Raw genomic sequence first — 12,084 nt, forward strand, 5'->3', positions numbered from 1 at the left:
CCGCGACATCCGGCCTGCACGGTGCGATTGCTCCGGCGGGACCGATCAGCGCAAACGCGGGAGATAATCTCGGCTTCACGATGACGCCGGACGCCGGTTATCACATCCAGAGCGTGCTGGTCGACGGTGTGAGTCAGGGGACCATCCCGGCATTCGCGTTCACCAACATCACGGCGAACCATACCATCCGGGCTATATTCGCCATCGATCAATTTACCGTCACCGCCTCAGCCGGCGCGAACGGCTCGATCAGCCCGAGCGGCGCGGTACCCCTCAACTATGGCGCAAGCCAGACGTTCACCATCACGCCTGATCCGGGATACTACATTGTAGATTTGGCGGTAGACTCGGTCAACGCGGGTGCGCAGACGAGCTATACGTTCACCAACGTAACTTCGAATCACTCAATAACCGCGAGTTTCGGGACACATCTTGCCCCCGAGCTGACGAGCATATCCGCTTCATCGGCATACCGGGGTGAGACAATCAATATCACTGTGACCGGCATGAATTTTATGAACGGCTGGACCCGCCTGAACTGTGGCGCGGGAATTGCAGTCGATACTCTCGCGGTACATGGGAGCGACACGCTCCTGGCCACGATCACGGCCAGCGCGGCGGCGATCCCGGGAACGAGAACGTTCACGGTGACAAACAATCCGCCCGGCGGCGGGACGTCCCAGGGGCTCTCATTCACCGTGCTCAACCATATCCCGGGCTCATTCCATCTTCTTGCGCCCGCAACCGGCGACACGATTGTGTTGAAATCTACGCCTGTCCCGATCGCATTTGGCTGGAACCGCTCCGCAGATCTCGACATCAGCGACACGCTGACATATATTCTTCACCTGGCGGGAACTCCGGCGGGCGATGACCCGACCGTGAAAGGCGACACGACACTTTCCCTTTCAGGGCTGATGGGAACGCTGTCGCCGCACACGATCTATACGTGGAGTGTGAAGGTGACGGACGGGTATGACACCGTTGCAGCCGCCGACACATTCATGTTCAGAACGTCGGACGGAGCGATCGCTTCGGTTCTGAACGGCAAGAATCACATCCCGAAGGAATATGCGCTGGATCAGAATTACCCAAATCCCTTCAACCCTGTGACGAGAATCCAGTTCGACGTGCCCAGACAATCCATTGTAACGTTAGCGGTGTATAATGCGCTCGGCCAGCAGGTCGCAATGCTGATCGATCGCGAGCTGATGAACGCGGGCGTACAGGAAATCGGTTTTGACGGATCGCATGTCGCCTCAGGAACCTATTTCTACCATCTTGCGGCGGAAGATGTGACCAAAGATGGGGCGAGAAAAGCGCCGTTCGTCAGTATTCGAAAGATGATCCTGTTGAAATAGCCTGAATTTCGATGCCCTCCCGATTCGCGATCTGAAGGTTGTGGCTACCGATGCCCCGGGCTTGGTAGCCGCAGCCTTTGGGCTGCGTTTTTTTGGACGGCAAAAGAGATCCTTCGCTGCGCTCAGACGCAACCTGAAGGTTGCGCCTACCGATGCCTCGGGCGGAGTCGGTAGCCGCAGCCTTTAGGCTCCGTTCGTTCGGACGACAGACGAGATCCTTCGGTCGCTACGCTCCCTCAGGATGACAAATAAGGGGAAAGTGAGGCACTGCTCTTCTATTGGAACATTGGGGGGATTTTCTTATTATTGAGAGCGTTCGTTTCAACCAAACCGCTCGTACCATCCGGAATCGCTTTTTCTTCATGCGCCAGTAGCTCAATTGGATAGAGCATCAGCCTACGGAGCTGAGGGTTGGGGGTTCAAATCCCTCCTGGCGCACTTCGGTGCACAGTTTTGACCCCTCCCTGAATAGCCGCCTGCCTCATTGCAGACCGTTCCACCCCTTCTCTTAACCCTCCCCAGCCGTTCAAACTAAACATTCCCCGTGATGGTCGCTCCTCGGAGCGTTCGGATTTCATACAGTGTTCCAACTTGGAACGTTTCCTCCCTGCCCTTCCACAAGAATGTCCCTCACATGTGAAGCCGAACCTTAACCGGGCCAATAACTTAGGCCAACGGGCGGTCCTCTCTCTTATCCTGGCACATTGGTTGAAGCATATTCTGGTGAATCGTGCTGGAAAGGTATGTTCAATTTGAAGGGTGCCGGATATGCGCAAGAGTATTCAGGTCTCAGAACGGGAGAATCATAGTTTGAGTAACAAGCGCCAAACCGCATGGATTCTCACCCTATCGGGCGTCGTGTGGCTGCTCACGCTCTGGATCGGATTCGGCAAGCTCCTCACCTATTCATACACGGCGGGCCCCGTCGAGGTTTCTCCGGGAAGATGGCCCGCCGAATCGCAAATCCATTCCGTGCACCAACGGCCCACTCTCATCATGTTCGCCCATCCCAAGTGTCCCTGCACGCGGGCGAGTCTGGGGGAGCTCGCGCGGCTTGTTGCGATGTGCCCGGGAAAGTTCGACGCGCACGTCGAATTCCTAAGACCCGCCAACTGTTCCGAGGAGTGGGCCCGTTCAGACCTGTGGGACAACGCCTCCGCGATTCCGGGCGTGACGGTCAGATCCGACAGCAACGGGGTCGAGGCCGGCCGATTTAATGCCACGACCTCCGGTTACGTGGTCCTGTATAGCGCGTCGGGAGATCTTCTTTTTAGCGGCGGGATCACGGCATCGAGAGGTCACTCCGGGGACAACGCCGGCCGGGACGCGCTGGTCATGTTATTGAACGGCTCAACCTCCGTGCAGATCCAGACTCCGGTGTTCGGCTGTCCGCTCGGCAACGCGGACACGGCATGCTCCGGCGGGATGGTCTCATGCGCAAGATAAGGCGCGTCACGGATCCGGTGAGCGCCGGGTCGAGCCGGACGAAGGAAATATTCCTCGGTCAGCAAACCGAAATCTATGTCCGCACCGACCGGTTATTTGTCTATTTGATGCTCTTGCAGTGGATCGGCGGAATCGCAGCCGCGCTCTGGATTTCCCCCCGAAGTTGGGCGGGAGAGTATTCATCGATCCATCCCCATGTCCTGGCCGCCATCTTTTTGGGCGGAGTGCTGTCGGTTCCTCCGATCCTTCTTGCCCTGAGAAGGCCGGGAGCGGAATCGACCCGCCATACGATCGCGGTGACTCAGATGCTCTGGTCGGCTCTCCTGATCCATCTCACGGGAGGGCGCATCGAGACACACTTCCATGTCTTCGGTTCACTCGCCTTCATCGCGTTTTACAGGGACAGACGGGTCCTGATTACGGCATCGCTTGTGGTGGCCGCCGACCACATTCTGCGCGGGGTTTATTTTCCTCTGTCGGTGTATGGCGTCCTCTCCGCGCCCCTGTGGCGGGCATTCGAGCATGCGGGGTGGGTCGTCTTCGAGGATGCGTTTCTCTTCATCTCCATCCGCCAGAGCCTGAGAGACATGTACACCGTCGCCGACAGGCAGGCGAGCCTGGAGCTTCTCAACGCGAACGTCGAACGAAAAGTCGAAGAGAGAACCGCGGAACTCACAGTCGCCGGAGAAGCGATACGGTCTTCCGAAGCAAAGTTCCGTTCATTGTTCGAGAATGTCAGGGAAGGCGTATTTCAGAGTACTCCCGAGGGACAATTCATTACGGTGAACCCCGCGTTTGCGACCATGTTCGGATATCGGAACGAGGAGGAAATTCTCGGGGTCAACATCGGCCGGGATATGTACGCGCACCCCTCGGACAGGCAATCGATGGTCGCGATGCTCCTTGAACTCGGGGAGGTCCGGGGCTTCGAAGCACGACTCCTGAAAAGAAACCGTGAGGAAGTGCTCGTTTTAGTGAACGCACGGGCGGTCCGCCGGGACGACGGCTCTCTCCTTCGATTCGAGGGAACGCTTACGGATATCACGGAGCGGAAGAAGGCAGAATCGTCGCTGACCCTGTTCCGGACCTTGATCGACCAGACGAACGATGCGATCGAAGTCGTGGATGCCGAAACACTGCAATATCTCGATGTGAACGACAAGGCGTGCAAGAGCCTCGGTTACACGCGCGAGGAGCTCCTTTCCCTGAAGGTGCCCGATATAGCGCCCGCGGTCGATGCCGCATTCAGGGCCCGGGTGGACGAGCAGTTGCGCGACTACGGCTTCGCCCTGTTCGAGTCGGAACTACGGAGAAAGGACGGAACGACCTTCCCGGTGGAAGTCAACCTGAAATACGCGAAACTCGACCGGGCGTATGGAATCTCCATCGTCCGCGACATCACCGAGCGCAGGCATGCCGAGGAGCTGGCTCTCAGGCAATCGGAAGCCCTGGCGGGCGCGAACAAGCACCTCCACCTGGCCAAGGCCAGAGCCGAGGCACAAGCCCGGCTGCTGCAAACGCAGGCCGCGGAGCTGATCGCCGCGCGCGAAACCGCGCTCGAGGCCTCGAGGCTCAAATCGGAGTTCGTTGCAAATATGAGCCACGAGATCCGGACGCCGATGAACGGCATCATCGGCATGACCAGCCTCCTCCTCGACACGGACCTTTCGGGCGAGCAGCGTGAATTTGCCGAGATTGTCCGCCGGTCGGGGGATGCGCTGCTGACAGTTGTGAACGACATCCTCGACTTCTCCAAAATCGAGGCGGGCAAGCTCTCTCTGGAAGTCATCGACTTCGATCTGATCTCGGTCGTGGAAAGCACCGTGGAGCTCCTTGCGCTCCGGGCGCAGGAGAAGGGCCTGGAGCTCGCCTGCCTGCTCGACCGCGAAGTGCTGCGCGCGCTTCGGGGCGATCCGGGGCGGGTCCGGCAGGTATTGACGAACCTTGTGGGCAACGCCATAAAATTTACGGAAGACGGGGAGATCACCGTCGGAGCGATGGTGGAGAACGAGACGGCCGACGCGGTAGAGGTGCGATTCACAGTCTCCGATACCGGTATCGGCATCTCTGACGAGGCAAAGAAGCGGCTGTTCCATTCCTTCTCGCAGGCGGACGGATCGACGACCCGCAAGTATGGAGGCACGGGTCTCGGCCTCGCAATCTGCAAGCAGCTCGTGCACATGATGGGCGGCGCGATCGACGTTGACAGCGTGCAGGGGAAGGGCAGCACGTTCTGGTGGACAGCCACATTTGAAAAACAACCTCCACGATCCCTCGCCCGCAGGTCTTACAAGGGTCTTTTGGGGGTGCGATGTCTGATCGTCGATGACAGCAAGACGAATCGAACGATCGCGCATCACTATATCGCATCGTGGGGTCTGAGCCTCGGCGCGGCTGAAAATGGCGCGAGGGCTCTCGAGATGCTGCGGCGCGCGGCTCAGGAGGGGCTTGCATACGATCTGGCGGTGCTCGACATGCAAATGCCGAATATGGACGGGATCGAACTTGCCCGGAGAATAAAGGCGGATCCGGCCCTGGCAGGGACGCGGCTCATCCTCCTGACCTCAATGGGAAACCAGCACTCCAGTGTGCTGAAAGAGGGAGAGTTCAGCGCAGGCCTCGCAAAGCCGATCAGGCAATCGCAACTGTTCGATTGTATCGTCAGCGTCATGGCCGACAGGTTGCCGGCGAGCGAAGAAGATGGTGCCGCGGACGGCGCAAGCCCGGCGGCGGCTCAACCCGGCGAAGCGGCTGTTCCGATACCGGCTCTCTCCGGCGGAAGGAAAATCCGAATCCTCGTCGCAGAGGATAACGTGGTCAATCAGAAGGTGGCAGTCCGAATGCTGGAGAAGCTCGGACACCGGGCTGATCTCGCCGCGAATGGCGCCGAGGTCGTCACGGCAATGTCAGCTTGCCCCTATGACGTCATCTTTATGGATTGCCAAATGCCGGTGATGGATGGATTCGAGGCGACCGCACGAATCCGGAGGGTAGACGGGCCGGGGAGGCATACGGCCATCATCGCAATGACCGCAAACGCGCTCAGGGGCGACAGGGAGCGGTGTATAGCCGCCGGAATGGATGATTATATCTCCAAGCCGGTCAAGCAGTCCGATTTCGCCGCCGCGCTCGACCGGTGGCCGGCTGCCCCCCGGGTTCATGATGCGGGCGACCCGTCATTGGAAGAGCCCCGGGTCTTTGTGGACGATTCAGTACTGAATGAGTTAAGCCGGCTCGGGGATGAAGAGGGCGCGGACTTTGTCGGGGAGATGCTCAATTTGTTTTTGAAAGAGACGCCCCTGCGGATTCGACACATCCGAAGGGCGCTCGGGGAGCTCGAGCTTCGGGACGTCCGGGATACCGCGCACCTGTTGAAAGGAACGTGCCATCAGCTCGGGCTCACGGAGATGGTCCGGCTCTGTCAGCGCCTCGAGGATTGCGACACGTCCGGAGAACAAAACGGAAGAGGACACATCATTGCGGAACTTGAGCAGGCGTATCTCGACACGGCGGGGCTGCTCGAGGCCCGCTTTTATCACAAGGAAAGGCTTAATCGATGAGAGTGCTTGTCGCCGAAGACGATGAAATATCCCGGATCGTGCTCCTCACCAAGCTGAAGAAGCTCGGTCATGAGGCGATTCCGGCGGAGGACGGGGAAGACGCGTGGCAGGCGTTCGTCCGGGAACGACCCCGGCTCGTCATTACCGATTGGATGATGCCCGAACTCGACGGGCTCGAGCTCTGCAGGCGGATCCGGTCGCAGGACCGGGAGCAGTATACCTATATCATCATGCTGACGGCCCGGTCCGGAAAGAAACATTATCTCGAAGGCATGGAAGCCGGCGCGGACGACTTCCTTACCAAGCCGGTCGACATGGATGAGCTGACGGCCTGCCTGAAGGTCGCGGGACGGATCACCGATCTCCAATCTGAGGTAAGACAATTGCAGGGCCTCCTCCCCATTTGCGGTTATTGCAAGAAGATTCGCGACGATCATGATTGCTGGGAGCAGATCGAAGGCTATATCAGCAAGCGGACGGAAGCGACCTTTTCGCACGGAGTCTGCCCGGATTGTATCGAGCTTCATCTCAAGCCAGAGTTGGAACGGTTAAAAAGAAATAATGTGGCACATCCCCCCGGTAACCGAAAGTCGCGTTGACATTCTGCTGATATTCTTGTAAATTCCGGACGTACCCTTATTGAATGATTCGGGCTCTTTACACCAGGGAGGCGGTGGTGTTCAGGAGCGGGAGGATGTCTACCGAACGGACGGGAGAAGATGTTGATGATCTGTACTCGATCTCAGGGGAGTATTCCCTCCCCGAGTTATTTCATACCCTCCGATCCCGGTTATCACGCGGCTCCCTCACTCCGAGAACCATCCCTCTCCATTCCTCGTCCGGTAGTCAAGGTAATTCAAAAAAGGGCATTTCCCGGGTGCAATCACCTCAAGGTGCGCGGCCGCCGATTGTCACTCCTAGTCTGTAGCGTATGTCGCGCCAAAACGATTAATTACGTGCCGTGCCCTCATTGATCGAATCGACCCTTAGGGATACCCTGTCCAGGATCGGCTCCGTGGTAAAACGCGAGAGACAGCATCGCGGCTTTTCCCAGGAGGAGCTGGCTCATCGTTCCGGTTTGCACCGAACCTATATAACTGACATTGAGCGGGGCGCCCGGAATATTACGATCCAAAGCATTTCCAAGCTTTCGCGTGCCCTGGATGTCCCGCTCACACGGATCTTTGCCGAGATTGAGAAACCAGCAGCCGGCCGGGGCGGCCGCGCTCGCGTCCCCGGATCGCCCGAGGGTCGCGGCGGCTCTCCGGCGGTGAACATTCTGCTCGTCGAAGATAACCCCAAACACGCAGAACTGACCAGGTATGCGCTGGAAAAACACGGTGTGTCCAACCGTCTCTTCGTGGTGGGGAGTGGAGAAGAAGGGTTGGATTTCCTCTCGGGCCGTTCGAAGAACTCCGCCCAGGGGGTTTCCGCGAGGCCCGAGCTCATCCTGCTCGACTTGAAGTTACCGGGCCTCGGGGGACTGGAGGTACTGCGGCGGATCCGGGCGACACCGGCGATCGAATCGATTCCGGTCGTGATCCTGACCTCGTCTCGCTCCGATCAGGATCTCAAAGAATGTCTTAAGCTGGGAATAACGGCATATATCAATAAGCCTGTCGACTTTGTGGAATTCAGCACCGTCATGCCGAAACTCGGCTTTCGGTGGATGCTCACCGCCTGAGGTGCATGCAGATAAGCACTGTTAGTTGATAGACCCGCACTGAGGAGGGCGGGCTACCGTGAAGATTAGGGAGAAGGCGTTCGCAGAGTTGCTGGTCCAGAACTCGCCCGATGCGCTCATCGCTCTGTCACCCGAAGGTGAAGTCCTCTTCTGGAACCATGGCGCCCAGTCTATTTTCGGTTATACCAGCGCGGAGGCGCTGGGAAAATCGATTCTCGAACTGATCGTTCCCGAAGAATACAAAAAAGAGACCACCGCGGCCCTTCAGGACGTCCTGCGAACGGGATACCTCGCGTATGAATCCGACCGGAAAAGGAAAGATGGCTCTCTCGTCTTTGTCGACGTCTCGAAGAGGGTGGTGCGCGACGAAGAGGGGAATGTAGCGTTCATTGCGGTCGCCAAGAAGGACATCACGCAACTCAAGGCCCTCCGCGACGCAAAGGCATTCGAGTCGCGCTTCAAGGGCCTTCTGGAGTCGATGCCCGATTCGATCATCCTTGCCAACAAGACCGGACGCATCGTTCTTGTCAACGAGCAGGCGCTCAGGATGTTCGGCTACACACGGGAGGAATTGCTCGGAAAACCGGTCGAGGTACTTCTCCCGGAACGATTTCACCCGACTCATGTCGGGCACCGCGCCCAGTACTTCTCCGCGCCAAAATCCCGCTCCATGGGGGTCGGACTCGAGCTCTTCGGGCGCCGGAAGGACGGCACCGAGTTTCCCGTGGAAATAAGCCTGAGTCCCCTTCAAATCGAGGAGGATACGCTGGTCCTCAGCGCCATACGGGACCTCGGCGAGCGAATGAAGGCCGAGGCCAAGTTCCGTGGGTTGCTCGAATCTGCCCCGGATGCGGTGGTCATCGTCGATCCCTCGGGGAAAATTGTGCTCGTCAACTCCCAGACGGAAAAGCTGTTCGGGTACCAACGGCGCGAGCTCCTTGGACAGAACGTGGAAATCCTGGTCCCGAAACGGTTCGGCGGAAAACACATCCATCACCGTACGGGCTTCTTTCACGACCCGAAGGTTCGCGGGATGGGGGCCGGTTTCGACCTGTACGGGTTGCGAAGGGACGGGACGGAGTTTCCGGTCGAGATCAGCCTGAGCCCTCTGGAAACGTCGGAAGGGATTCTGGTGTCGAGCTCCATCCGCGACATCTCCGAACGAAAACTGGAAGAGGCGCGGCGGCGGGCCGAACTGGAGGAGCAAAACAGGCATATCCAGGAGGCGACAAGGCTCAAGAGCGAATTCCTTGCCAACATGTCCCACGAGCTGCGAACCCCCCTCAACGGCATCATCGGTTTCTCCGAATTCCTGATCGACGAGAAACCGGGCCCCGTGAACGCAAAACAGAAGGAGTACCTCAACGATGTCCTCAACAGCGGAAGGCATTTGCTTCAGCTCATCAACGACGTGCTCGATCTCGCCAAGGTGGAGGCGGGAAAGATGGAGCTGGTCATCGAAACGTTCCCGCTCCGAACCGTCATCAGCGAGGTGACTTCTGTCGTTCGCCCGATGATCAAGGAGAAACGCCTCACGCTCGAGGTGGAGATCGGGGACCGGCTCGACAACATTACGCTGGACCAGCAGAAACTGAAGCAGATTCTCTACAATCTTCTTTCAAACGCGGTGAAATTCACGAACGAAGGAGGAAGGATTCAAGTCATCGCATCGGCCCTGGATGCCAGGACGGCCCGGATACGCGTCTGCGATACCGGGATCGGGATCAGAAAGGATGACCTGAACAAACTCTTCATCGAGTTTCAGCAACTCGACGCCGGTTCCGACAGACAGTTTCAGGGGACGGGCCTCGGACTTGCACTTACCAAACGCATCGTCGAGCTCCTGAAGGGAACGATTGACGTTCAGAGCGAGCCGGGAGTGGGGTCGACATTTACCGTGACCTTCCCGAGAAACTATAACGGGGCCGACTGAAAATGGCCCACCGAATCCTCGTCGTCGACGACAATCCGACCAACCTCAAACTCGCCTGCGACATCCTCGAAATGGACGGATACGACGTGAGCAGGGCGGCCGATGCGGAGGAGGCGCGCGAGGCCCTCCGGACGAATCGAATCGATCTGATTCTTATGGACATCGAATTACCGGGTACCGACGGCCTCACGTTCACCCGGATGCTCAAGGCCGATGAAACGACCAGAGCCATACCGGTCGTCGCCCTCACCGCATTCGCGATGAAAGGGGACGACGCGAAGGCATTTCAGGCCGGCTGCGAAGGCTACATTTCAAAACCGATCGACACGCGGAGGTTTAGCGGTCAGGTGTCGGAATTTCTCGCCGGAAAAAGGCGGAGCCCCGCATGAACGTGCTGATCGTGGAAGACGACCCCACCAGCATGAAGCTCGTCCATCTTGTCCTGGAGACGGAGGGGTTTCATGTGGACAACGCCGACGACCCGGAGAAAGCGCTCGCAATGGTGAAAGAAAAGAAGCCGGATATCATCCTGATGGACCTGGCCCTGCCGAGCATCGATGGACTCGCGCTAACGCGCCTTCTCAAAGGAAGTCCTGAAACCTGCGACATTCCCGTTATCGCCGTCACCTCCTACCCTGACCGGTTTCCCAGGCAGCAGGCTCTCGAGGCCGGATGCGACCTGTATGTGACGAAGCCGATCGATACGAGGACTCTGCCGAAATTGGTCAAAGCGATGGGCCGGGAACGGGACCATCCCGGGAAACACCCTTGACCGGCGCGGCATCACACATACTCATTGCCGACGACAATCCCACCAATCGAAAGCTGCTCAGGGCCATCCTTGAAGCCGGCGGTTATCACGTCACCGAGGCGCCGGACGGGGAGGAAGCACTCAGGGTTCTTGAGGGCGTCAAGATCGACGCCATCATCTCCGACGTCCTGATGCCCCGCATGGACGGGTACCGGTTCTGCCACGAGGTGCGCAAGCACCCGAAGTTTTCCACGCTCCCCTTCCTGTTTCTGACCGCAACCTATACGTCTCCGGGCGATGAGAAGCTCGCGCTGGAGGTGGGAGCCGACAGGATCCTGAAGAAACCGCTCTCCTCGTCGGAGGTGCTCCAGGCTCTCGAGGCGGTCCTCCGCGACCCGCGATTCCGAAAACCGCGCACCGTCAAGTTCGCGAAATCGGACGATGTGATGAAAGGATACACCGACGCGCTCGTGATCAAGCTCGAGGAGAGAAACGACGAGCTGCAGAGGAGGACGGAAGAGCTCAAGAAACTCTCCCGCGCGGTCGAACAGACGGCGGACCATGTGGTGATCACGAACAAAGAAGGAGTGATCGAGTATGTCAATCCCGCTTTCGAGCGCGCGACAGGGTACTCGAAAGACTTTGCGATCGGGAAAACCCCTTCGATCATCAAATCGGGCAAGCATGACCGGGCCTTTTACGAGAAGCTCTGGGGCACCATTCTTTCCGGCAAGCCGTTCCGCGCCGAATTCATCAATAAGAAGAAGAACGGCGAATTGTATTACGAACATCAGACGATTTCCCCGTTGTTCGACGAGAAAGGGTACGTGTCTCACTTCGTCAGTTCAGGAACGGATCTCAGCGAAACCAAGCGGGGCGAAGCCAGCCTCCGCGAGAGCGAAGCGCAATTCCGGCTGATTTCCGAAAACGTCGCGGATCTCATCGCCGTCCTCGACCCGGAAGGAAAACGACTCTATAACAGCCCGTCCTACAGGGATATCCTGGGTGAGCCAGAGGCGCTGCGGGGAACGGACTCCTTCGATGAGATCCATCCGGAGGACCGTGCGAGAATCAGGCGGGTATTCGACGAAACGGTGAAGACCGGAGTGGGGCAGCGTACCGAATTCCGGTTCCTCACCAAAGACGGGGACATCCGTTATATCGAGTCGCATGGGAACCCCATCCGCGACAAGCAGGGACCGGTATCAAAGGTGGTCGTGGTTTCACGGGATGTGACCGAGAAGAAAAAATTGGAGCAACAGATTCTCCGCAACCAGCGGATGGAGAGCATCGGCACCCTCGCCGGAGGCATCGCGCATGACCTCAACAACGTCCTTTCGCCGATTTTG

Annotated in this window: 9 protein-coding genes and 1 tRNA gene; all 10 read left to right on the forward strand. The window is 58.3% G+C overall.

Annotated elements, in window-relative coordinates:
- Window positions 1–1,361, forward strand: a 1,361-nt coding sequence (locus VI215_03330) for a T9SS type A sorting domain-containing protein (protein ID HEY6191339.1), incomplete at its 5' end; no start/stop codon positions are given.
- Window positions 1,362–1,725: 364 nt separating this feature from the next.
- Window positions 1,726–1,799, forward strand: a tRNA-Arg gene (locus tag VI215_03335).
- Between the two features lie 372 nt (window positions 1,800–2,171).
- Window positions 2,172–2,807 carry a RedB protein gene (locus tag VI215_03340; GenBank protein HEY6191340.1) on the forward strand — a complete coding sequence of 212 codons (636 nt, stop codon included), beginning with the start codon at window positions 2,172–2,174 and terminating at the stop codon, window positions 2,805–2,807.
- Entirely contained in the window at window positions 2,795–6,367 is a 3,573-nt protein-coding gene (locus VI215_03345) for a response regulator (GenBank protein ID HEY6191341.1), read from the forward strand. The genes VI215_03340 and VI215_03345 overlap by 13 nt, the downstream gene beginning before the upstream one ends.
- Window positions 6,364–6,966: a response regulator gene (locus tag VI215_03350; protein ID HEY6191342.1), complete on the forward strand. Its 603-nt coding sequence runs from the start codon at window positions 6,364–6,366 to the stop codon at window positions 6,964–6,966. The genes VI215_03345 and VI215_03350 overlap by 4 nt, the downstream gene beginning before the upstream one ends.
- A 416-nt stretch (window positions 6,967–7,382) precedes the next feature.
- Window positions 7,383–8,051 carry a response regulator gene (locus VI215_03355; protein ID HEY6191343.1) on the forward strand — a complete coding sequence of 223 codons (669 nt, stop codon included), beginning with the start codon at window positions 7,383–7,385 and terminating at the stop codon, window positions 8,049–8,051.
- Between the two features lie 58 nt (window positions 8,052–8,109).
- Window positions 8,110–9,984, forward strand: a complete 1,875-nt coding sequence (locus VI215_03360) for a PAS domain S-box protein (protein HEY6191344.1) — start codon at window positions 8,110–8,112, stop codon at window positions 9,982–9,984.
- 2 nt (window positions 9,985–9,986) lie between these two features.
- A complete protein-coding gene (locus tag VI215_03365) occupies window positions 9,987–10,373 on the forward strand; it encodes a response regulator (protein ID HEY6191345.1) in 387 nt (128 codons plus the stop codon).
- A complete protein-coding gene (locus VI215_03370; protein HEY6191346.1) occupies window positions 10,370–10,756 on the forward strand; it encodes a response regulator in 387 nt (128 codons plus the stop codon). The genes VI215_03365 and VI215_03370 overlap by 4 nt, the downstream gene beginning before the upstream one ends.
- Window positions 10,753–12,084 (forward strand): PAS domain S-box protein (locus VI215_03375; GenBank protein ID HEY6191347.1); only part of this gene is annotated, 1,332 nt, incomplete at its 3' end. The genes VI215_03370 and VI215_03375, both read left to right, overlap by 4 nt.

The sequence above is a fragment of the Bacteroidota bacterium genome (assembly GCA_036522515.1).
Lineage (GTDB): Bacteria > Bacteroidota > Ignavibacteria > UBA10030 > SZUA-254 > VBOC01.

Coding starts and splice junctions, on each gene's coding strand:
- VI215_03345 (HEY6191341.1), top strand. CDS start 2,795: ATGCGCAAGATAAGGCGCGTCACGGATCCGGTGAGCGCCGGGTCGAGC.
- VI215_03350 (HEY6191342.1), top strand. CDS start 6,364: ATGAGAGTGCTTGTCGCCGAAGACGATGAAATATCCCGGATCGTGCTC.
- VI215_03365 (HEY6191345.1), top strand. CDS start 9,987: ATGGCCCACCGAATCCTCGTCGTCGACGACAATCCGACCAACCTCAAA.
- VI215_03370 (HEY6191346.1), top strand. CDS start 10,370: ATGAACGTGCTGATCGTGGAAGACGACCCCACCAGCATGAAGCTCGTC.